Origin of the sequence: Pseudodesulfovibrio karagichevae (assembly GCF_041414475.1) — a bacterium.
Lineage (GTDB): Bacteria > Desulfobacterota > Desulfovibrionia > Desulfovibrionales > Desulfovibrionaceae > Pseudodesulfovibrio > Pseudodesulfovibrio karagichevae.
On the sequence record NZ_JBGLYH010000044.1, the window covers coordinates 13,784 to 36,813 of the forward strand.

Here is a 23,030-nt window from a genome sequence, read left to right on the forward strand (position 1 = left end):
CGGAGGAGAAAAGTATGCAAAATATTCCCGGCACCGCCGCAGAAGCCGCTTCCGAAGCCGCCAAGCTGGTCCAGCTCGCCACCTCGTCCAAGAACAAGGGGGCCAACAAGGCCGCCATCGCCTGCGCCAAGGACGACCAGCGCACCCGGTTCGCCGATCTGTTCAACGAGCACACCGAGTTGGTCGAGGACGAACTGTCCATGGCCCCGGTGGCGAATGAACAACGGATGCTCGACTCCGCCCCCGGCATCAAGGAGGACAAGGACGAGGAAAAGACCACCAGCGTGGCCGGGACCAAGGCTCCCAAGGAGGACGCCAGGGCCGAGGAAAAGGACCTCGAAAGCCGCATGACCAGCGAGGACCTGGACGCGGTCCGTGACGACCTCAAGGAATACGGCATGTCCGAGGAGGAGATCGCGGCCATCGAGGACCGGGTCAACTCCGAGGAAGGCATGACCTGGGGCCAGTTCGTCTCCACCGTGGCCAAGAAGATCGCCGAGACCCGCAAGCAGGACATGTCCGACGAGCAGAAGGCCTCCCTGGCCGGTTTCTTCGGCAAGCTCGGCTTCAACCAGAAGGAATCCACCCAGCTCATCGGCCAGTTGGAGAAGGGGCAGCTCGGCAAGGTCTTCAAGCAGATCGAAGCCAAGATCGACGCCATGCCCGAAGACCAGCGGACCATGTTCTCCAAGGACGAGGTCGAGGCCTTCATCTCCTCCATGGGGTTGTCCAAGGAATTCGTCACCCAGGTTCAGGAACTCTTTTCGACCAACACCCTGCCCAAGGACATGAAGCAGGCCTTCACCCAGATCCGCCAGGAACTGGCCGGGCTGGACAAGAAGGACCAGAAGCTGGTCAAGGCCGTGGGCAAGGCCTTCGCCTCGATCATGGGCGACGCCCACAAGGCGTCCTCGGCCGCCGCGCAGGTGGAGCAGGCCGTGGACCTCAAGCCGCGCGTGGGCGAGGACCAGAGCGACGCCGACGTGCGCGAGGAGCTGGCCCAGGCCTTCCAGGAACGCAAGGACGCCCAGTCCGAGAACACGGTCCGCCGCCAGGCGCAGCAGTCCGCCGCCGACAAGGTGGACATCAAGAGCGACGCCACCGTCCAGGACCGGAACGCCGACAAGGATTTCGACCCCGAGGCCGACCACGACCGCAAGTGGAACAACTTCTTCGACAAGGTCCGCGAGGACAACTCCCAGGTTAAGGATTCTTCGGACAAGGTTAAGACCGAGACGGCCGGGTCCACGAACAAGACCGCCCTCTCGCAGCAGGCGACCGCCGCCAACACCACGGCCAAGGCATGGGAAAAAGTTTCCGCCCCCAAGGTCATGAAGCAGGTAGACCAGGCCGTGCTCAAGACCCTGCAGAACGGGGCCAAGCAGCTCACTTTGCAGCTCACTCCCGAGAACCTCGGCAAGCTGTCCATCATCCTCTCGGTCCAGGGCAAGGAGGTCAGCGCGACCATCCGCGCGGAGAACTCCGATGCCCACAAGATCATCACGGACAACCTTCATATCATTAAGCAATCTTTAGAATCCCAAGGCCTCAAGGTGGACAAGCTGGACGTCCAGGCCGGGCTCGCCGACAACCAGAATTTCAACAACTGGTTCGGAGAAAGCGAGCACAATCTGTCCCGCGAGCGGGAGGCCATGGTCGCCATGCGCAACCACATGCGCAGCATGCGGGCACAGGGTGCGGGAGGTGTGGCCCAGGACGTGCAGGCTGTCGGGCAAAGGGTAATTACTTCCGATCAGGGCTTGCACCTTATCGCTTAAGCGAGGTCTATCATGGGTTACGTAGACACAACAGGCGTCTATCTCGGGCAGCAGGAGCAGCGACTTGCCGCCTCGAACTCGCCGGCAAAACACGATACCAGCCTGGACAAGGACGCGTTCCTGTCCATCCTGGTGGCGCAGCTCACGCATCAGGATCCCCTCAACCCCATGGAGGACACCGACATGACCTCCCAGTTGGCGCAGTTCTCGAGTCTCGAGCAGCTGACCAGCATCAACAAGGGGATCACCACGCTGAACGACACCATGTCCAAGAACGACATCCTCACCGCGGTCAGCTTCATCGGCAAGGAGGTCAAGGCCGAGGGATACAAGGTCAGCCTGAACAAGGGCAACGCCTCGACCATCTACTACGGCTTCGGCGAGACGGTCTCCAGCATCAAGATGAACATCTACGACTCCGAAGGGGCCATCGTGCGCACCGTGGATCTCGGCAGCAAGGAGGCCGGAACCTACCAGTACACCTGGGACGGCAAGGATGAGAACGGCAACGTGCTGGCCGACGGCCAGTACGGCGTGGGCATCCTCGGCCAGGACCTGAAGGGCGACTACGTCATGGTCCAGACCGAGATTTCCGGCAAGGTCGACGGCGTGGTCTCCGAGAACGGCACCCAGTTCCTGCGCCTGGAGGACGGCCGCTTCATCAATCTGCTCAACGTCAAGGAAGTCGTCAATCCGGACGCGAGCGCGGGCGACGGCGGCGGCACTTCCGGCGAGGGCGACGGCACTTCCGGCGAGGGCGACGGAACTTCGGGCGCGTAAACGAACGACTATTTCACTCGGGGCCGAGGGCGGCTCCGGGCTCTTGGAGAAGAGATTAGGAGGTTATTATGGGTTTAGGAGCATCACTGTATTCGGGCATTTCCGGCCTGACGGTACACTCGGAACGCATGACGGTCATCGGCAACAACCTGGCCAACGTGAACACCACGGGGTTCAAGGGCGCCATGATGCAGTTCGAGGATCTTGCCAGCGCCGACTTCGCCACGGTCAACGGCGTGGGCCAGGTGGGACGTGGCGTGCGCGTGTCCTCCGTCTACTCGGACTGGGGCCAGGGCGCCTTCGAGGCATCCACCGCCCCCACGGACATGGCCATCTCCGGCGAGGGCCTCTTCGTGGTCTCCCCGCTGGGCGAGGACATGAAGTACTACACCAGGGCGGGCAACTTCCGCTTCAACAAAGACGGCTACCTTGTGGACCCGCACGGCTACGTTCTCCAGGGATGGGAGATCGAGCGCAGCACCACCACGGTGACCACGACCACCTCGTCGACCACGGAACAAAACGATTCCGCACGGATCATCGGCACGCCGACCAACATCCGCATGGAGAACTTCCAGTCCGAACCCAACGCGACCACCAACGTGTCCATCGTCACCAGCCTGGACCCCAAGGCCGCGGACAGGTCCACCAACGCGGCCGATCCCTATTTCGCCATGTTCAACAACTGGGACGGCTCGGCCAAAACGCCGCTGGCCTCCACCCTGTACGCCTATTCGACCACGCTCAAGGTCTATGACGAGATCGGCACGGCCCACAACCTGACCGTGTACTTCGACCCGGTGACCATGAGCAACGCGGGCGGCGACACGGTCTGGGAATTCATGGTCACCTGCGACCCGTCGGCCGACCGGCGCATGCTCTCCGGAGCCAACGGCCTGACGACCTCCATCGGCGAGGGCCGGACCTCGGCGGCGGGCGTGCTCATGGTCGGCACCCTGACCTTCACCACCGGCCAGATCTCGGGCATGAGCGCCTACACGCTGAAGTCCAACGGCGGCGGCAACGTCAAGGACCTGAACAACTGGGACCTGGCGGACTTCTCCACCAGCGGCTTCCCGGTCTGCACGGCCAACTTCCTGGGCAAGTCCAACGCCAGCACGGCCGAGTCGACCAACGCCACGCCCATCCAGATCGATTTCGGCATCTCCAACAAGAACCTGTCGAGCAACGGCTCCGGCGCCGCGACCATCGGCTGGGCCGGCGGCATGGGCACCGTGCCCACCACTGCGGCCATGGTCGGCAACAACATCAGCAACACCGGCCACCTGGCCAACTTCAAGGACCCGGCGGTCTCGGCCCTGGCCACCCGGAACTACAACACCGGCGGCTCCTCCACCCTGTTCCAGAGCCAGAACGGCTACTCCGCGGGCATCCTGCAGAACATCTCGGTCTCCCGCGAGGGCATCATCTCGGGCCATTACTCCAACGGGCAGGTGCTCGAACTCTACGCCGTGACCCTGGCCACCTTCACCAACCAGCACGGCCTGCGCCGCGAAGGGGGCAACCTGTTCACCGAAACCCTGGACTCCGGCCCGGCCCTGACCGGCCAGGCGGGCAACTCGGGCAAGGGCACCATCGACGGCAACCAGCTCGAGATGTCCAACGTGGACATGGCCACCGAGTTCGTGCGCATGATCACCACCCAGCGCGGCTTCCAGGCCAACACCAAGGTCATCACCACCGTGGACTCGCTGCTCGGCGAAGTCATCTCCATGAAGCGGTAACCAAAAGAGGTCTCAAGTAACCCATACTCATAGACGTCCTTCTCCAAGGCCCCCTGGCCACCCACCAAGGGGCAAAGAAAACCCAGCGGCCCGGCGATGTCATGCAACATCGCCGGGCCGTCCGGCTTTTGGAGCAGGCTCGAAACGCGAAGCGGGGCCTCGCCGCCAACTTCGGGCCGGGGTCGTTGCCGCCCTGGATATAGTACGGCGGGTCCTTGCCGCCAAGGGACGGAGGGAATTTTGACGCGGGGGGATGGCCGCGCATTCGCGTCCGGGGTTGCGGGGGTTCGCCTGGTGCGGGCCTTGTTGAGCCCGGTTAGTTGTCCGCGCATCCGCGTCGGAACTTTTGGCTGTCCGCCTTACTTATTGATTTCGCCTTTACGGCGACTTCCTTTTTTGCTGGCGCAGAAAAAAGGAAGCAAAAACTGCGCTGTGGTGTGAGCGCGGCGGAAGCGGACCCAAGAGCCCGTAGGCGGCTTTCGCTGGCTGGATAGATGTCTGCTGCGCAGACTCGATCCAGCCGACGCTTCGCTCGCCGGACACGGGCTCTAGGGTTCGCTTCCGATTGCCGCCCTCCGTAAGTGGGGATTGGTTTGCAGCGAATGGGCCGGTGAAAGAGGCTATGCGCAGGGGTTTGGCCGCGCATTCGCGACCGGAGTTTGACCGCACTCTGCGACAGAGTGGATTGGCCCGCCGCGTTTGGCTTGGCGAAAGGCACGGAGGAACACTTAAAGGCTCCCATGGAGCGCCTCGGACGCCCCGTCCGACAGCGGCTCTTCCCCCGCCCCGCGCCGAGGTACACCCACCGCGTCCCACCGCCCCTCTTCCCATCACCCAAACGAGCCCTTGCTCGGGGGATAAGAATCGGATCGATTCGGGGCGGCGGCTCTTCGATGCACAGCGAGCGCAGCGAGCCTTGAATCGGGAGCCGACCCGAATCGATCAGATTCTTATCCCCCGATCTCCGGGCGGCCGCGCTCCCCTCCCAGGCCCTTTTTTTGTCTATTTTTTTGGGCCAGCAAAAAATGGACCCCGCCGGGAGGGCATGGAGCATTGTGCAGGCTTCAGCCTGCACAGCGCCTCTCGGAGGCTGAAGGGGGTGCAACCCCCTTCACCGGCTCTCTCGCGCCGCAGGCGCGCATCTTTCCATCAATCGCCGCCCAGCGGGCGGCTTTCCTTATCTTCTTAAGGCACCGTCAGACCCTTCGACTCCCCCTCCCCCACCCGGCAAATATTGACAAAGCATTGACGGGCAACGGTTTACCCCCCTTGGCGGAAGGGGAAAAAATGGCCTTTCTAGACTTTATTTAGATAGCTATTTTCTTAATATTGCTTGAGAAAATTAACTTGGCACACATGATGCTTTATCTTGGCAAAATGGATTTGAGAATTGAACAAGGAGGGTTCTGATGTCTTTAGTCATTAACCACAACCTCATGGCCATGAACGCCCAGAGAAACCTGTCCGGCCACTACAATCGGCTCGGCGTCTCCACCCGGCGTTTGTCTTCCGGCCTGCGAGTAGGCACAGCCGCAGACGACGCGGCCGGTCTGGCGATTCGCGAGCTCATGCGATCGGAAATCAAATCCCTGCACCAGGGCGTCCGCAACGCATCCGACGCGATCTCACTGATCCAGACCGCGGACGGCGCACTCCAGGTGATCGACGAAAAGCTCATTCGTCTGAAGGAACTGGCCATGCAGGCGTCCACGGGTACCTACAACTCCGACCAGCGGATGATCATCGACTCCGAATACCAGGCAATGTGCTCGGAGATCACCCGTATCGCCAACGCGACGGACTTCAACGGAATTTACCTGCTCAACGGCAACCTGTCCGGCGACCCGGGCATAGACCACAACGGAACCGGCCTGCAGTCCACGGGCCCGCTGAAGATCCACTTCGGCACCGGCAACGACTCCGCCGAGGACTATTACTACGTCGCCATCCAAGGCTCCTCCGCCTCCGCCTTCGGTCTCGGCCATCTGGCTTCCCTGAAGACCAACGGCACCACCTGGGAGGCCCAGAACGCGGGCAAGTCCATCTCCACCCAGGCCCTGGCCCAGACGGCCATGGAGGCGATCAACCAGGCGATCATCTCCAAGGACAAGATCCGCGCCAACCTCGGTTCCATGCAGAACCGGTTGGAAAACACCATCACCAACCTGGAAATCCAGGCCGAGAACCTGCAGGCGGCCGAATCCCGCATCTCCGACGTCGACGTGGCGCAGGAGATGACCGAGTTCGTGCGCAACCAGATTCTCACCCAGTCCGCAGTCGCCATGCTGGCGCAGGCCAACTCCCTGCCGAGAATGGCCATGCAGCTCATCGGCGGCTAGCCGTCAACGACCGGACGCGACTGAAGACGATCGGAAACCGGCCCTGCGGGATTGTCCCGCAGGGCATGGTTCCGGTCGTTTTGGCCGTGTGATGTGTCGGGGTTCTATTCTTCCTCGAGGAAATCGAGGCCCATGCGCGCGGCCTCCTGCTCGGCCCGCTTCACGCTGGTGCCGAAGCCGCGAAACTTCTCGCCGCGCGGCAGGGTCACGTCCACCTCGAACAGCTTCTCGTGCTCGGGGCCGCTGGTCCCGGAGAGCACGTACAACGGCCTGTCGCGGAACAGCTCCTGGGCCACTTCCTGCAACCGGCTCTTGTAGTCCTTGGTCTCGGGCAGCATGGCCCGGGCGGGCCACTGGTCCTCGAAAATCTCCAGAATCGTCCTGCGGGCGGCCTCGAAACCGCTGTCCAGGAAGACCGCGCCGAGCAGGGCCTCGAAGGCGTCCGCCAGCAGCGCGTCGCGCTCCCGGCCGCCCTGCAGCTCCTCGCCCCGGCCGAGGCGGATGTACTGGTCCAGCTTGAGCATCCGGGCGATGTCCGCCAGGGACTGCTCCTTGACCAGCTGGGAACGGATGCGCGTGAGCTGGCCCTCGTGGGCCGACGGATACCGCCTGAATCCCTCCTCGGAGATGCACAGTTCCAGCACGGCGTCGCCCAGGAATTCCAACCGCTCGTTGTCGTCCATGCCGCTCTGCTCGTTGGCGAACGAGGAGTGGGTCAGGGCCGTCTCCAGGAACTTGACTTGGGCAAACCTATGGTGGATACAATCCTGTAGCTCAGCGGTATCCATTCAACCCCCTTATTTATGCAATCAGACGCCCAACTACGCGAACTTTTCAACCCCGAATCCATCGCCGTGGTCGGCGCATCCCGGAGCCCGCTCAAGCTCGGGCATCTCATCCTGTCGAATTTGATCTCGGCAGGGTACAGGGGGACAATCTTTCCCGTCAATCCCGCGGGGGGAGAAATTCTCGGCCTGACCGCCTACCCGACCACGGCCGACCTGCCGCGCCCGCCGGATCTCGGCATCATCGTCCTGCCGCGTGAAAAGGTCCTCCAGGCCATGCGCGACCTGGCCGACGCCAAAGTGGACGCCATCTGCGTCATCACCGCCGGATTCCGCGAGACCGGGCGCGACGGCTTCGAACTCGAGATGGAGATGGCCGACCTGGCCCGCCGCCGGGACATCACCCTGCTCGGCCCCAACACCCTCGGGTTGTTCAACACGGCCATCAACCTGAACGCCTCCATCGCCCAGACCATGCCCGCCAAGGGGTCCATCTCCTTCTTCTCCCAGAGCGGGGCCCTGTGCTCGGCCATCCTGGACTGGGCCGAGGGCGAATCCATCGGCTTCTCCAAGTTCGTCTCCCTGGGCAACAAGGCGGGCGTGTCCGAGGCCGACGTGCTCGAGGCGCTCGGCGACGACCCGGACACCAAGGTCATCATCGGCTACCTGGAATCCGTGGACGACGGCCGCAAATTCCTGACCCGCGCGCGGGCCGTGACCGAAAAGAAACCGGTCATCATGATCAAGGCGGGCACCACCCCGGCGGGCGCGCGGGCCACGTCCAGCCACACCGGCTCCCTGGCCGGCAGCGTGGAGGCCGGACTGGCCGCGTTCAAGCAGGCGGGCATCATCCGGGTGGAGAGCCTGGAGACCCTGTTCGACCTGGCGCGCGCCTTCGCCGAACAGCCCCTGCCCCAGGGCCCGAACCTGGCCGTGGTGACCAACTCCGGCGGACCCGGCATCCTGGCCGCCGACGCCTGCGAGGCCGCCGGGCTCAACCTGGCGCGGCCCTCGACCGCCACCCTGGACCGGCTGACCCAGGCCCTGCCGCCGTTCGCCGCCATCTACAACCCCATCGACATCATCGGGGACGCCAAGGCCGAACGCTACCGGGCCACCCTCGAAGCCGTGGCCGAGGACGAGACCACCCACGCCATCCTGGTCCTGCTCACCCCCACCGCCTCGGCCGAGATCACCGAAACCGCCCAGGCGATCATCGACATTTCCAAGACCTGCGACAAACCGATCTTCGCCACGTTCATGGGCGACGAGCGCATCGGCCCCGGCCGGGACATGCTCCTTAGCGCAGGCATCCCCTGCTACGCCTACCCGGAACCGGCGATCACGGCCATCTCGGCCATGCTCGCCCATTACCGGTGGAAGAACCGGCCCTACCCCGTGGAGGTCTGCTTCCGCCGCGACAAGGGCCGGGCCGAGCGGACCATCCAGGCCGCCCTGGCCTCGGGCGTGGCCGAGCTGCCCTTCAACGACGCCATGGACATCGCCGCGTCCTACGAACTGCCCGTGCCCGAGACCCGGCTGGTGCGCACCTCCGACCAGGCCGTACGCGCGGCCAAGAAGATGGGCTACCCCGTGGCGCTGAAGATCGAATCGCCCCACCTGACCAGCCGGAGCGAGGTGGACGGCGTGGCCCTGGATCTCCATACCCCGCGCGAGGTGCGCGACGCCTGGCTCGACATCACCACCCGGACCCAGCGCAAACGCCCGGACATCTACATCGCGGGCTGCCTGGTCCAGACCATGGGCCCGGTCAAGGCCCGCGAGGTCGTGGTCCGGTTCACCCAGGACCCGCAGTTCGGCCCGCTCATCTCGTTCTGCCTGGCCGGACCGTCCGCCGAGGTCCTGGGCGACATCAGCTACCGGCTGGCCCCCCTGGCCCTGCAGGACGTCCAGGACATCGTCCGCGAGATCAAGTCGTTCCCCCTGCTGCGCGGCGTGCGCGGCGAAGAGCCGGTCAACCTGGCGGCCATCGAGGACATCCTGCTGTCCATGTCGCAGATGGCCACGGACTTCCCGGAGATACGCGAGGCCGAACTCAATCCCATCCTGGTGGACGCCGAGGGAGCGTTCGTGGCCGACCTGCGGGTGACCGTCGGACCCATTTGACGCTTGGACATTTTTCGCGGTCTCATATACTAACAAAAGACGGGGCGCTGCGGTTCCCGCCCCTTTCACATTCAGGAGGACAATAGGCATGGCTGGACTCTACATTGGCTCTACCACCGGGTATTCAGGCAAGAACATGATCGTCATGGGCATGGGCCTGCGCCTGCAGAAAGACGGGTTCACCGTGGGCTACATGAAACCCGTCGGGGCCATGCCCATGGAAGTCGACGGCAAGCTCGGCGACGAGGACGCCGCCTTTGTCCAGGACGTGCTCGGCCTGTCCGAAGACCCGGCCATGGTCACCCCCGTGGTCGTCACCCAGGACTTCAAGGTCAAGGCGTTCACCGGCAAGATGGAAGGCCTCCTGGACAGCATCGTCGAAGGCTACGAGGCCGTTTCCAAGGACAAGGACGTCACCCTGGTGGCCGGTTCCGGGTCCATGTACTCCGGCAAGTACTGCGACACCGACGCCATCTCCGTGGTCCGCAGGCTCGGCATCAAGACCGTGATCATCGACCGGTTCCAGAAGGAACTCAAATACGACTACCTCATGGCCATGAAGGAAACCCTGGGCGACCTCATGGCGGGCGTCATCCTCAACGACGTGCCCCCGAATTTCATGGACGAGATCACCCAGCTCCTCGGCCCCGCCCTGGAGGCCAAGGGCGTCAAGATCCTCGGCGTCATCCCCCGCGACCCGCTCATGGGCGCCATCAAGGTCGGCGACCTGGCCGACCGCCTGGGCGGCAAGATCATCTCCGCCCACAACAAGTCCGAGCGCGTGGTCGAGTCCTTCCTCATCGGCACCATGCAGGTCGAAAACTTCATGACCCACTTCCGCAAGAAGAAGAACTCCGCCATCATCGTGGGCGGCGACCGGTCCGACGTGCAGCTCGTGGCGCTCGAAGGCGACTGCCCCTGCCTCATCCTGACCGGCAACCTCTACCCCAACGACATCATTCTGACCCGCTCCGAGGTCCTGGAAACGCCCATCATCATGGTCCGCGAAGACACCTTCACCGTGGCCAAAAAGATGGACGACATCCTCTCCCGGCACAAACTGCGCGACGCCATCAAGATCAAACAGGGCGCCGAACTCGTGTCCAACAACATCGACTTCGAATTCCTCAAAAAGGAACTCGGCCTGAAATAACCGGGCCGCCTCAGACAATGCTAAAAGTGGGTCGCTGACGCGACCCACTTTTTTTGCCTCCCTTTCCCCCGGCCCCCCATCCCCTCCTTTTCCCGAACTTTTTGTTGCCGCTACGCGGATGGTGGAGCGCGGCGATTCGCCTTCCCCTTGGCTCAACACATTTCGCCGCAGGCGACAAAGGGGATGCAAGGGGTCACAACCCCTTGCCCGCCGGAGGCGAAATCACCCGACTCCGCCGAGCAGCGGCCTCCCCTCCCCGAGGTTGCCGGGCGGCGGCCCGTTGGATATCATGGCTGCCATCGAACCGGTCCATGATGAGGACCGGGTGCCCGGGCGATCGGGGGAGGCAGGGTCTCCGCTCCGGTCGCCGAAACCGACGGGGCGGGCGGGATCGGGCGCACTTGCGCCGGGTGCCCCTTTCCCCGGATTACGTAAAAGAGAGAGAGTATCGATGTTGCATTTCGGAAAAGCGCAGGCGTTCTGCGCATTGGGTCTGGCCCTGTGCCTGTTCCTTGTGGCGGGCGGCACGGCCATGACGGGCGCCGACGGCGCGCTGACCCCGGAGCAGATGGCCAAGGCCTTCGGCAAGGTCGTTTTCCTGAGCCATGTCAACACCCCGGACATGCCCATCTTCCCGGGCGATCCCACCCCGGTGATGGAGCCCGAGTTCACGGTCGAGAAGGACGGTTTCTACCTCATGTCCGTGACCATGGGCGAGCATTCCGGCACCCACTGGGGCGCGCCCGCGCATTTCAACGCCGACGAGAAGACGGCGGACATGCTGCCCGCCACGTCCTTCGTGTTCCCCGCAGTGGTCATCGACGTCCGCGCCCAGGTCGCCAAGAACCCGGACTACGCCCTGAGCCTCGCGGACGTGCAGGCCTATGAAAAGGCCCACGGCCGGATTCCGGCGCACGCCATGGTCATCGCCTTCACCGGCTGGGAAAAGCGCTGGGACAATCCCGAGGCCTTTTTCAACGAGGACAAGGACAGCGTCATGCACTACCCCGGCATCGACGTCGCCGCCACCCAGTGGCTGATCGACAACCGGGCCCTGGGCGGCCTGGGCATCGACACCCACGGCGTGGACCCCGGTTCCGACGAATCCTACGCCACCAACACGGCCCTCTTGAAGGGCGACCGCATCCACCTGGAGAACCTGGCCGGGCTGGAGCAGCTGCCCGCCAAGGGCGCGTGGATCGTGGTCGGCGGCGTGCGCAACCTCAACGGGTCCGGCTCCCCGGCCACGGTCCTCGGCTTCCTGCCCTAGCGGCGAGACGCATCAATACCCGCGCGACCGGTCACGATCGGCCCCGGTTCCCGGTAATTCTCAGGGAACCGGGGCCTTTTCTTTTACGTAAGGGAGGTCGGCGGCCGCGTTTCCCTTGAGGGCTCCTAGCGACGCCCGAGCCAGACCCCGGCCCCGACCACGCAGCAGGCGGCCAGTTGCGCGCCGGTCAGGGTCTCGCCGAGCAGGAGCCAGCCCGCGACCAGGGCCACGGGCGGGACCATGTTGATGGACAGGGCGGCGCGTCCGGCGGGCATGCAGGTCATGGCCATGTTGTACAGGCCGAACGCCCCGAGCGTGACGAACAGGCCGAGGTAGGCCACGGCGAACCAGGCGGCCAGGGGGATTTCGGCCGGGGAGCCGGGCGGGTCCAGGAGGGTTCCGGGCAGGAAGAAAAGGGCCCCGGCCACGCATTGCAGGCCGGTCAGCCACCAGGTGGAATAGCGCGTGGAGAGGCGCTTCATGAGCACCATGTAGACGGCGGCGCAGGCCATGGCCCCGACCTCCAGGAGATTGCCGAGGGCGGGATTGGGAGCCTCGGCGTCCGGGGCCCCGGCCGTGGACAGCCAGGCCACGCCCGCCATGGACACGGCCAGGCCGAGCATGGCTCGGCGCGTCATGGGTTCGCCGAGGATGGCCCACGCCCCGGCGGCCACGAAGAGCGGCACCAGGGAGGAGACCATGCCCGCCTGGGACGAGGTGGTCAGGTTCACGGCGTTGCTTTCGAGCAGGAAGTACAGGCACGGCTGCATCAGGCAGAGGAGCGTGAGAATCTTCCAGTCGCCGGGCCGGTAGGCAGGCCGGGGGACGCGGCGGGCGAAGAAGGGCACGGTCAGGGCGGCCAGAGTCATGCGCAGCCAGACCAGGGTCTGCGGATGAAACCCGGTCAGGGCGGTCTTGGTGGCCATAAAGGACGTGCCCCAGAGGAGCACTGCGGCGGCCAGGCAGGCCGGGGCGAGCCAGGATGCGGAGGGGCGCTCCAGGACGGCGGTGTTTTCGGACATGGTGTTCTCCTGATGGTTTCGGGGAACACCATGCCGCAACCGGCGGGCCGGGTATTGTACGGAATTGCGGCCCGCCGCGCCCCTACTCGCCCCTGCCGAGCATGGAGCGGAACACGAAGCCGAGATTCTTGGGATTCTCGCCCACCCGACGGATGGAATAGGGCCACCAGTCGCGGCCGAACGGCAGATACAGCCGCACGGCCACTCCCCGGTTCGCCAGCTCGCGCTGATAGGCGGTGCGCACGCCCAGGAGCATCTCCACCTCCCACTGGCCGCTTTGCCAGCCGTTGGTCGCGGCCACGTGCTCGGCAAAGGCGACCATGCGGTGGTCGTGGGTGCCGAAGACCGGGTACACGCCCCGCTCGCGGGCCTCGGGGGACAGCAGGGTGACGATGGCTTTGCGGTAAGCCTCGTCGCGGTCGCGCCGTCCGGTCACGGCCTTCTTGCCGGGTTCGGCGAAGGCCCCCTTGACCAGCCGGACCATGGCCCCGTCCGCCACCAGCCGGGCCAGGTCGCCGGGCGTGCGGTGCAGGTAGGCCTGGACGGTCACGGCCACGGGCAGGTTCTCGCCGCGCAGGAAATAATACAAATCCAGGGTCGGCTGAGTGACCGAGGAGTCCTCCATGTCGAGCATGAGCACGTCGCGCCCGGTCCCGGCGTTGGCCCCCACCTCGCGGGCCAGGGCGGCCATGTTCTCGCGGCACGCCTCCCAGGAGATCATGGCCCCCAACTGGGTGGGGTCCACGGACAGGTGCACGTCCAGACCGGACCGGCCCAGCCCCTGGGCGACTTCGCCCAAGGCGCGGCGGGTGGTTTCGATCTCCCGCGGGTCGGCCACGTATTCGCCGAGGTAGAACAGGGACGCGGACAAGTTTTGTTCACGCAGGGCGCGGGCGCGCTCCAGCCCCTCGGCCCCGTCGCGGCCGCCCACGAACCGGCGGGCGAACCGGGCCATGTACCGGGAATCCTGCATCCGGCGGGTCACGGATGCGCTCCGGGCCAGGCCGATCATCATCTTTTGCCATAGCAGCATGGGTCTTCTCCTTTGGTTGCGGAGACGGACCCTAGCCGTGGCCGGGGGAAGCGTATTGTACGAAATTGCGGCCCGAATCAGGACCGGCCGGAATCCCGGTACTGGCCGGGCGTGGCCCCGGTGTACTGGCGGAACACGCGGGTGAAGTGGGACTGGTCGGTGAAGCCGGTCTCGAGCGCCGCCTGGCTGACGGGCATGCCCTGGGCCAGGAGCCGTTTGCCCTGGTCCACGCGCAGCTGGTTCTGGTAGGCGTGGGGCGGCAGGCCGGTGGCGGCCTGGAACACGCGCAGCAGATGGTAGCGGCTCAAACCGGCGGCCTCGGCCAGCTCGTCCAGGGAGACCTTTTCGGCGAGGTGGTCCGTAAGGTACGCGCGCACCGCCCGGACCGCGTCGCGCCCGCCGGAGTGGACCTCCCGCGCGGGGCCGGGCTCGCCGTGGCGGGTGATGGCCTCGGCCAACGCCTGAACGAGCAGGCTCTCCCGCTCCAGGCGGTCCGCTTCATCGGCGATGGCCTGTTGCAGGGCGCGCAGCCGCTCGACAAGCCGGGGATCGTCGACCACGGGTTCGGGGAAGCGCGGGGGCCGGGCGTCCGGCCCGAAGAGTTCGCGGGCCACGGCCAGGAGCAGGGCCGGGTCGATGTAGAACATGGTGTAGGCCATGTTCGAGTCCGGGTCCGGGTTGCAGGCGTGGGCCAGGTGCGGGCCGATGAAGACGATCTGCCCGGTGGCCGCCCTGTGCGCGGCCCCTTCGAGGTCGAAGGTGGTCCTGCCCTGTTCGATGAAGCCGATGGAAAAGGCGTCGTGGACGTGAACGCGGAAGGCCTCCTCGTGGTAGGAGGACCGGCGCACCTCCACGCCCAGCAGGTCCGGGTCGCGCCAGAAGCGCACTTCCAGGTTGGTCGGCGTCTTTCCCATGGTTGATACGTACAGGCCCCGGCGCATGGCCGTCAACCGGCCCGGTCCGGCGGGATGGCCGAAAAATACTGTATCCCCACTGGGTAAACGGGTACACTCCCGCCATGAGCAAAACGGCCATCGACAGGACCGACCTGACCACACGGCCCATTTCCGAGGTGATCCGGCAGGTGGCCGTACCCTCGAGCGTGGGCTTCTTCTTCAATACCATGTTCAACGTGGTGGACACCTGGTGGGCCGGGCGCATCGACACCCATGCCCAGGCCGCCCTGGCCCTGTCCCTGCCCGTGTATTTCATCATCACCGCCCTGGCCAGTGGCATCGGCACCGGCTCCACCGCCCTGATGGGCTCGGCACTGGGCGCGCGCGACCGGGACAAGGCGGCCCTGGTGGCCGTGCAGATGCTCGGGTTCGGCGTGTTCGCGTCCGCGCTCCTGGCCGCGTTCGGCCTGATCTTCTCGCCCGCCATCTTCGGTTGGCTCGGCGCGCACGGGGACTATCTGGCCACCTGCCTGAGCTACATGAACCCCATCTTCGCCTGCAACATGGTCACCATGGCCCTGTTCCTGTTCAACGCCATCCTGCAATCCCAGGGCGACACCCGGAGCATGCGCAACACGCTCATCCTCATGGCCTCGCTGAACGTGGTCCTGGACCCGTGGTTCATCCACGGCGGGTTCGGCCTGCCCGCCATGGGCCTTGCGGGCGTGGCCTGGGCGACCGTCATCCTCCAGGGCATCGGCGCGGTCTACCTGCTCCTGAAGACCCGGCGCACCGGGCTGCTCAAGACCGACAAGGGCCGCAACCTCATCCCCCGGCTCAAGATCTACGCCGAGATCGCCCACCAGGGATTCCCGGCGTCGCTCAACTCCATGACCGTGGCGCTCGGCTTCTTCGTCATCTTCCGCTACGTGTCCGGGTTCGGGCCCGAGGCCTCGGCGGCCTACGGCATCGCCACCCGCATCGACCAGGTGGTGCTCATGCCGACCATCGGCCTGAGCGTGGCCGCCCTGACCATCACGGCCCAGAACTACGGCGCGGGCCGCATCGACCGCATCCGCGAGAACTTCCGCAAGAACCTGCTGTACGGCGCGTACCTGCTCATCCCCCTGTCCGTGCCCATCCTGATCTTCGCCGGGCCGCTCATGCGCATCTTCACCCAAGACCCGGCGGTCATCGCCGTGGGCGCGGGCTATCTGCACATCGACGCCTTCACCCTGTACGGCTACGTGGCCATCTTCGTGCCCACCTCGGTCCTCCAGGGCATGAAGCGCCCCATGTTCGCCATCTGGCTCGGCCTGGCCCGCCAGGTGGCCGCCCCGTTCATCCTGTTCACGCTCTTCACCCAGGTCCTCGGCTACCCCATCACCGCCCTGTGGCTGACCATCTTCGCCATCGTCTGGACGAGCGCCGCCGTGGCCCTGTGGTTCGCCCGGAAGACCATCCGCAAGATGGAGACGGCGGGCTAGCCCGTCTGGCGGTCCGATCAGTTATCGATCGCAAGGATCACTCCCAGCGCAACCAGACAACCGCCCCCTGAGTGCCTTGGATGCACGGCATCCAACAGCGCTTCCCCCATGGAGCGCCTTCGTGCGCAAAGCGCGCGAACAGCGGCCCTCACCAGGAAAAGCACATCGCACTCAAAACAACACCCTGCGTCTCTGGAGCGATTCGGATGCCAACGGCACCCGAGCGGCTCTTCTCCCCCGCGCCCACACGCCGTGAGGCTTTCGAGAGTTGGCCAGCCGTGCATTTTAAGTGAATTGTAGGCGAGTCTTCGAGCCGTACAAGATCTTATGCCACAGGTACAGACCCGGGGGGCTTTCACCGCAGTGTAGTGGGCCTACATGAGGATAAAAGCCCCCCGGAAGAAAATGCGCAGCTGGCCCGCTATCGAAAGCCGCCGTACAACAGCCCCCGAGGAGTTGACACCATGGCCGGCTTCCGGCTATGGTGCTCGACTCCACGGCGGGCCAGTAGCTCAGTTGGCAGAGCCACCGGCTCATAACCGGTCGGTCCCAGGTTCGAATCCTGGCTGGCCCACCAATGACCCACTTCCGGGAGACGTGATTGACGAAGACCCGAAAGCAGAAGATCGCATATTTCCTGAAATCCCCCATAAAGGCCGCAGGCCGGGTGATCGAAGAGGACAAGAGATGCTCCCGAGGGGGAAACCCTACGGGAGCATCCTCATTATGAGAAATGGTCGCAAGTATATGAAAATTCAAGATATTTTGGCTATTTTCAGAAAACTCGCTCCGGAGGAAAACCAGAGTTCCTGGGACAATTCCGGCGTGCAGGTGGCCGGAACCGCGACCGAGACGGACAAGGTGGCCGTGACCCTGGAGCCCACACCGGCGGCGGTTTCCCGCTGTATCGAGTGGGGCGCGGGCGCGGTGCTCACGCACCATCCCCTGTACATGAAGCCCAAGGCCCCGAGCGCGGACGGGATGTACCTGGACGTGCTCCGGTCGGTGATCCCGGCCGGGAGCTGGCTGTACGCGGCCCACACCTCGCTGGACACCCGGCCGAACGGACCGGCCTTCTGGCTGGGCGAGGCGCTCGAACTGACCGGCAAGCGGCTGCTCGAAGTGGAGCACGGCCGCGCCCCGGTGGAGGCGTCGTTCTACTGCGAGGAGCCGATCACCCGCGAGGCCGCCGACATCTGGGCCGACCACGACGGGGTGCATTCCGTGGCCCAGAGCCGCACCGGCGAGGTCCGGCTGGTCTGCGACGAGCCGCACTGGCGCGGGCTGGCGGACAAGATCGAATTTTCCCTGGGCAAGCGGCCCCTGTTCTACCTGCGCTCCCTGACCGCGCCGGTGAGCGAGGTCGGCTTCGGGGAGGCGGGCGAACTGCCCGAGCCCATGCCCTTTGAAGCGTTCATGGACCGGCTAGCCGGACTGGTCGAACGCGACGCCCTGCTGGTCGCCGGGCCCAGGCCCGAGACCGTGCGCACCGTGGCCTACTGCGGCGGGTCGGGCACGTCCCTGATCGAGCGGGCGGCCAATGCCGGGGCGGACGTGTTCGTCACCGGGGACATGAAATACCACCCGGCCGTGGAGACCCCGGTCTGTGTGGTGGACGTGGGCCATTTCTCCCTGGAAGAGGAGATGATGCGCCGTTTCGCCCTGGAGCTGGACGAGGCCCTGACCGGCGCGGAGGTCCGCTTCTTCCCGGGCGAGGACCCCTTTTCGGTATACAGCAAGTAACGGATACACTTTTTTGATTTCAAATAGATAGTGAGGTTAACCCATGTATCAGAAACAGATTGAACAGTTGATCGTCCTGCAGGAAGTGGACGACGAAATCCTTGAGCTGACTCAGGAGATCGATCAGGCTCCCCAGGAGCTGGCCGACCTCGAGAACCAGCTCGGCGAATTCGAAGAGCGCCGCGGCCAGATCGACGAGAAGATGAGCATCCTCAACGAACAGAAGAAAAAGCTGTCCGTGGAGATCGAAGAGGACGCGGGCAAGATCAAGAAGTCCAAGAACAAGCTGATGCTCGTCGGCAACACCAAGGAATACCACGCCATGATGCGCGAGATGGATTCCCTGGAAAAGCTCAACCGCATGCGCGACGACGAGCAGGAAGCCGTTCGCGAGGAGCTGGTCCGCCAGGACGAGGCCACCCAGGCCCTGAATGAGGAGATGGGCGGCGTGCAGGAGCAGTTCAACGCGCTCAAGACCACCCTGGACGAGCGCCTGGACAAGGCCAACAAGAAGCTCGACGCCCTGAACCGCAAGCGCAAGAAGGCCTGCAAGGCCGTTCCGCCGCCGATCCTGGGCCGCTACGAATTCATCCGCGAACGCATGGAGCACCCGGTCATCGTGCCGGTCTCCGAAGGCGTGTGCTCCGGCTGCAACATCATGATCCCGCCGCAGGCGTACAACGACCTGCAGAAGGGACAGCAGATCCTGAGCTGCCCCAACTGCCAGCGGCTGATCTACTGGCAGGCCTTTGTGCAGGCCGGAGGCGCCGAAGAGGAATAGCATCACAAGTTCGGAGTCGGACAGGTCATCGCCGCGGCCTTTGGCCGGGGAGGAAAGTCCGGGCTCCGCAGGGCAGGACGCTGGGTAACTCCCAGGGGGAGCGATCCCCGTCACGTGCAACAGAAAGCAGACCGCCTCCGGGGCGACCCGGCGGTAAGGGTGAAACGGTGGGGTAAGAGCCCACCGGCTGTCGCGGCGACGCGGCAGGCCAGGTGAACTCCGTCCGGAGCAAGACCGAATAGGACAGCGTTTGAGGCCGGCCCGGCCGAAGCTGTCGGGTTGGTTGCTCGAGCCGTCCGGTAACGGGCGGCCTAGATGAATGATGACCACCCCGCAAGGGGGACAAAACCCGGCTTATGACCGGCTCCGACTTGTGAACACCGCACGGGGGAGGCACCCCCTCCCCCGTGCGCCCAATTTCGACAGGCAACCGCATGGACCGCAGCATGAACGACATTTGGGCCATCATCCTGGCCGCAGGCTCCGGGACCCGGCTGGCAGAGGCCACGGGCGGCGAGCGCAAACAGTACCTCGAGTACAAATCCGCGCCGCTGTTCTGGCACTGCGCCCGGACCTTCTCCCGCGTGGCCGACGTGCGCGGCCTGGTCTTCGTCTTCCCGCCCGAAGACGTCCCAACCATGGACAAGCAGCTGCGCCAGTTCTTCAAGACCGAAGACCTGGGCGTGCAGTGGACCGTGACCCCCGGTGGCGAGCGCCGCCAGGACTCGGTGCGCAACGGGCTGACCGGCCTGCCCAGGTCGTGCGGCCGCGTCCTGGTCCACGACTCGGCCCGACCCTTTTTCTCGGCCCGGCTGGTCCGCGAACTCATCGACGCCATGAACTCCGGCGCGCGCGGCGCGATCCCGGCCGTGCCCGTGACCGACACGGTCAAGCGGGTGGCCTACGGGGTGGTCGCCGAGACCCTGAACCGCGCCGAACTGGCCGCCGTGCAGACCCCGCAGGGGTTCGAGACCGCGCTCCTGCGCGAGGCCCATGAACGCGCCCTGGCCGAGGGCTGGGAGGTCACGGACGACGCCTCCATGGTGGAGCGCCTGGCCGAGGTCTCAATCGTCCCGGGCGAGGCGGCCAACGTCAAGATCACCGTCCCCGAAGACCTGAAGCGGTTGCAAGAGGCCCGCACCACGGTGCCGTGCACCGGCTGGGGCTATGACGTGCACCGCTTCGGCGGCGAGCATGACCGGCCCCTGGTCCTGGGCGGCGTGCCCATCCCCGGCGGCCCGGCCATCGTGGCCCACTCGGACGGCGACGTGCTCCTGCACGCCCTGGCCGACGCCATCCTCGGCACCTTCGGCGGCGGGGATATCGGCACCCATTTTCCGGACACGGACCCGAATTTCGACAACGCGGACAGCGGCGTGCTCGTGCGCGAGGTCCTGGCCATGGCCGAGCGGGCCGAGACCCGCATCGTCCACGCGGACCTGACCGTCATCGCCCAGGTCCCGCGTCTGGCCCCCCACGCCGCGCAGGTCGCCAAAAACGTGGGCCGCCTGCTCGGCCTGGAAGCGCACCAAGTCAACTTCAAGGCCACCACCGAGGAGAAGCTCGGCTTCACCGGCGAGAAAAAGGGCATCAAGGCCGTGGCCTGCGTCACCGGCCTGAGGGAGATGTGACGTGTCCGGCCTGAAAAAATTCCTGTTCTCCTTCGTCATCTTCGCGACCATCTGCTTCTTCGGCCTGAAGTGGTACGTCAACGCCGAGGTGGACAAGGAACTGACCCGCGCCGTGGCCGACACGCCGGGCCTGGCCCTGTCCTACGCCGACCTGTCCGTGGACATCACGGCCCACACCGTGACCCTCAAGGGGGTGGACGCCCTGTTCCCCTCGGGCCAGCACGTCCAGGCAGACTCGGTGTCCATCTCCGCCTTCGACCGGAAAAACCCCATCCCCCACTACGCAACCATTTCGGCCAGGGGGCTGACCATTCCGGTGACCCCGCAAAATTTCGGCGAATGGGCCGGGTACATCAAGGGGCTCGGCATCGAGACCCTGTTCGGCGACGGCGCCCTGGACTACGCCTACGACCCGGAGACCAGAATCCTGGAACTCAAAAATCTGTCCATGGACGACCCCAAGCTCGGCGCGCTCAAGCTGACCGGCGCCCTGGACAACCTGAACCTGACCGGATTCCGCCCGGAGCAGAGCTTCGCCCTGGGCATCCGCAACATGGTCCTGACCTTCGACAACCGCGAATTCATGCGCCTGCTCGGCGCGGACTGGGCCAGGCGGACGGGCGTGTCCGAGTCCGCCACCCTGGACCGGATCGGCATGGAACTGGAAGGCCTGGCCGCCTACGCCGGGGCCCAGGCCAACGAACCGGCCCGCGAGGCCATGCTCGGCCTGAAGACGTTCCTGAACGACCCGGGTTCCCTGACCGTGTCCGTCAACCCGGCGGAGTCCGTGCCCGTGCTCTACTTCTTCATGGGCCGCGACCTGTTCGAGAATCTGGACCTGCTGAACATCCACGTGGATGCGGTTCCGGCGGGTGGAATTTAACCAAAGCACAATTATTTCAATATAATAAACATGGAGTAATCCAATGAGACTCTACAATACCCTCAAACGGAGCAAGGAAGCGTTCACCCCGGCCAACGACAACGACGTGAACATGTACGTCTGCGGCATCACGGCCTACGATCTCTGCCACATCGGCCACGCCCGCTCCAGCGTGGTCTTCGACGTGCTCTACCGCTACCTCAAGCACGAGGGATACAAGGTCAACTTCATCCGCAACTTCACGGACATCGACGACAAGATCATCAAACGCGCGGCCGAGGTGGGCAAGGAAGCCAGCGAGATCGCCGAGAAGTTCATCGGCGAGTTCTACGTGGACATGGACCGCCTGAATATCCAGCGGCCCACGGTGGAGCCCAAGTGCACCGAGCACATCCCCGAGATGATCGACCTGACGCAGCGGCTCATCGACAAAGGCCACGCCTACGCCACCCCGTCCGGCGACGTGTATTTCAAGGTCCGCTCCTTTGACGGCTACGGCAAGCTGTCCGGCCGGAACATCGACGAACTCGAGTCCGGCGCGCGCATCGCCCCGGGCGAGGAAAAGGAGGACCCGCTGGACTTCGCCCTGTGGAAGGCGGCCAAGCCCGGCGAGCCGTTCTGGGAATCCCCGTGGGGCCAGGGCCGTCCCGGCTGGCACCTGGAGTGCTCGGCCATGTCCGAGAAATACTCCCCCCTGCCGCTCGACATCCACGGCGGCGGCCAGGACCTGTCCTTCCCGCACCACGAGAACGAGGTGGCCCAATCCGAGGCCGCCACGGGCAAGCCCTTCGCCAACTACTGGGTGCACAACGGGTTCGTGCAGATCAACTCCGAAAAGATGTCCAAGTCGCTGGGCAACTTCTTCACCATCCGCGACATCCTTGACAAGTTCCTGCCCGAGACCCTGCGCTATTTCCTGCTGACCATGCACTACCGCAGCCCGCTCGACTTCTCCTTCGACGCCCTGGAGGAAGGCGAAAAGGGCGTCAAGCGCATCTACTCCGCCCTGAACCAGATCGACGCGGAACTGGCCAAGGACAAGTGGAAGAAATCCCCGTTCCCCGAGGAACTGACCAAGGAGCTCGACGACCTCGAAAAGCACTTCGCCGAGGCCATGGCCGACGATCTGAACACCGCCGGGGCGCTCGGCCACATCTTCTCCGTCATCCGCCTGGCCGGACGCGTGGCCGAAGACAAGAACCTGCGCAAGGCCGAAGGCGGCCGCGACCTGTTTCAACGCATCAAGGCCGACATGGCCGACTGGGCCACCATCCTCGGCATCTTCGAGCGCAAGCCTGCCGAGTTCCTCCTGGAGTTGCGCGACAACCGCGCCGCCCGCGCCGGCATCGACCCGGCCAAGGTCCAGGAGCTGCTCGACGCCCGCGCCCAGGCGCGCAAGGACAAGGACTTCGAAAAGTCCGACGCCATCCGCGACGAACTCGCCGCCATGCAGGTCGAAGTCCACGACACCCCGCAAGGCGCCACCTGGGATGTTTTGTAAGAAAAGAATGCCTCCGGCGGCCGGGGGAAGGGGAGAGGGAAACCCTTTGAAAAGGGCTTTCCCTCTCCCCTTCCCC

At 65.0% G+C, this 23,030-nt stretch carries 17 protein-coding genes, 1 tRNA gene and 1 other RNA gene; 15 read left to right on the forward strand and 4 right to left on the reverse strand.

Annotated elements, in window-relative coordinates; all coding sequences use genetic code 11:
* Positions 1-14: 14 nt before the first annotated feature.
* The 4 genes from AB6M95_RS14020 to AB6M95_RS14035 all read left to right on the forward strand — a co-directional run bounded on the left by AB6M95_RS14020 (position 15) and on the right by AB6M95_RS14035 (position 6,642).
* Positions 15-1,778, forward strand: coding sequence for a flagellar hook-length control protein FliK (locus tag AB6M95_RS14020; protein ID WP_371387371.1), 1,764 nt, complete (start codon positions 15-17; stop codon positions 1,776-1,778).
* Between the two features lie 12 nt (positions 1,779-1,790).
* Entirely contained in the window at positions 1,791-2,558 is a 768-nt protein-coding gene (locus AB6M95_RS14025; protein ID WP_371387372.1) for a flagellar hook assembly protein FlgD, read from the forward strand.
* 68 nt (positions 2,559-2,626) lie between these two features.
* A complete protein-coding gene (locus AB6M95_RS14030) occupies positions 2,627-4,303 on the forward strand; it encodes a flagellar hook protein FlgE (RefSeq protein WP_371387373.1) in 1,677 nt (558 codons plus the stop codon).
* A 1,409-nt stretch (positions 4,304-5,712) separates the two neighbouring features.
* Positions 5,713-6,642 (forward strand): flagellin N-terminal helical domain-containing protein, encoded by a 930-nt coding sequence (locus tag AB6M95_RS14035; RefSeq protein ID WP_371387374.1) that lies wholly within the window; start codon positions 5,713-5,715, stop codon positions 6,640-6,642.
* A 104-nt stretch (positions 6,643-6,746) separates the two neighbouring features.
* Here AB6M95_RS14035 and rnc read toward each other — a convergent pair whose 3' ends face one another.
* The gene (gene rnc, locus AB6M95_RS14040; RefSeq protein ID WP_371387375.1) at positions 6,747-7,430 is read right to left on the reverse strand and encodes a ribonuclease III; all 684 of its coding nucleotides are present in this window, start codon (positions 7,428-7,430) and stop codon (positions 6,747-6,749) included.
* A gap of 15 nt (positions 7,431-7,445) precedes the next feature.
* On the opposite strand from rnc, the gene AB6M95_RS14045 reads away from it, so the two are divergent.
* From AB6M95_RS14045 to AB6M95_RS14055, 3 genes are all read left to right on the forward strand, one after another.
* Complete coding sequence (locus tag AB6M95_RS14045) at positions 7,446-9,554, forward strand: acetate--CoA ligase family protein (protein WP_371387376.1); 2,109 nt, start codon at positions 7,446-7,448, stop codon at positions 9,552-9,554.
* A gap of 88 nt (positions 9,555-9,642) precedes the next feature.
* Complete coding sequence (locus AB6M95_RS14050) at positions 9,643-10,707, forward strand: phosphotransacetylase family protein (RefSeq protein WP_371387377.1); 1,065 nt, start codon at positions 9,643-9,645, stop codon at positions 10,705-10,707.
* A gap of 451 nt (positions 10,708-11,158) precedes the next feature.
* On the forward strand, positions 11,159-11,977 hold the full coding sequence (locus tag AB6M95_RS14055) for a cyclase family protein (protein ID WP_371387378.1): 819 nt from the start codon (positions 11,159-11,161) through the stop codon (positions 11,975-11,977).
* 125 nt (positions 11,978-12,102) lie between these two features.
* On the opposite strand, the gene AB6M95_RS14060 is transcribed toward AB6M95_RS14055, so the two are convergent.
* The 3 genes from AB6M95_RS14060 to AB6M95_RS14070 form a co-directional block, all read right to left on the reverse strand.
* On the reverse strand, positions 12,103-12,999 hold the full coding sequence (locus tag AB6M95_RS14060) for a DMT family transporter (RefSeq protein WP_371387379.1): 897 nt from the start codon (positions 12,997-12,999) through the stop codon (positions 12,103-12,105).
* A gap of 82 nt (positions 13,000-13,081) precedes the next feature.
* Complete coding sequence (locus tag AB6M95_RS14065) at positions 13,082-14,032, reverse strand: proline dehydrogenase family protein (protein ID WP_371387380.1); 951 nt, start codon at positions 14,030-14,032, stop codon at positions 13,082-13,084.
* 77 nt (positions 14,033-14,109) lie between these two features.
* A complete protein-coding gene (locus AB6M95_RS14070) occupies positions 14,110-14,946 on the reverse strand; it encodes an AraC family transcriptional regulator (RefSeq protein WP_371387381.1) in 837 nt (278 codons plus the stop codon).
* Between the two features lie 104 nt (positions 14,947-15,050).
* Here AB6M95_RS14070 and AB6M95_RS14075 point away from each other — a divergent pair, with 104 nt between their 5' ends.
* From AB6M95_RS14075 to cysS, 8 genes are all read left to right on the forward strand, one after another.
* Complete coding sequence (locus tag AB6M95_RS14075) at positions 15,051-16,415, forward strand: MATE family efflux transporter (protein ID WP_371387382.1); 1,365 nt, start codon at positions 15,051-15,053, stop codon at positions 16,413-16,415.
* A 501-nt stretch (positions 16,416-16,916) separates the two neighbouring features.
* Positions 16,917-16,992 (forward strand) — tRNA-Ile (locus tag AB6M95_RS14080).
* 170 nt (positions 16,993-17,162) lie between these two features.
* On the forward strand, positions 17,163-18,158 hold the full coding sequence (locus AB6M95_RS14085) for a Nif3-like dinuclear metal center hexameric protein (protein ID WP_371387383.1): 996 nt from the start codon (positions 17,163-17,165) through the stop codon (positions 18,156-18,158).
* A gap of 43 nt (positions 18,159-18,201) precedes the next feature.
* Positions 18,202-18,939 (forward strand): zinc ribbon domain-containing protein, encoded by a 738-nt coding sequence (locus AB6M95_RS14090; RefSeq protein WP_371387384.1) that lies wholly within the window; start codon positions 18,202-18,204, stop codon positions 18,937-18,939.
* Between the two features lie 12 nt (positions 18,940-18,951).
* Positions 18,952-19,311: RNase P RNA component class A (gene rnpB / locus AB6M95_RS14095), an RNA gene on the forward strand.
* A gap of 74 nt (positions 19,312-19,385) precedes the next feature.
* Entirely contained in the window at positions 19,386-20,570 is a 1,185-nt protein-coding gene (gene ispD, locus AB6M95_RS14100) for a 2-C-methyl-D-erythritol 4-phosphate cytidylyltransferase (protein WP_371387385.1), read from the forward strand.
* Between the two features lies 1 nt (position 20,571).
* Positions 20,572-21,453, forward strand: a complete 882-nt coding sequence (locus tag AB6M95_RS14105; RefSeq protein ID WP_371387386.1) for an aq_1923 C-terminal domain — start codon at positions 20,572-20,574, stop codon at positions 21,451-21,453.
* 43 nt (positions 21,454-21,496) lie between these two features.
* Positions 21,497-22,954, forward strand: a complete 1,458-nt coding sequence (cysS, locus tag AB6M95_RS14110; RefSeq protein ID WP_371387387.1) for a cysteine--tRNA ligase — start codon at positions 21,497-21,499, stop codon at positions 22,952-22,954.
* The last annotated feature ends 76 nt before the right edge of the window (positions 22,955-23,030 follow it).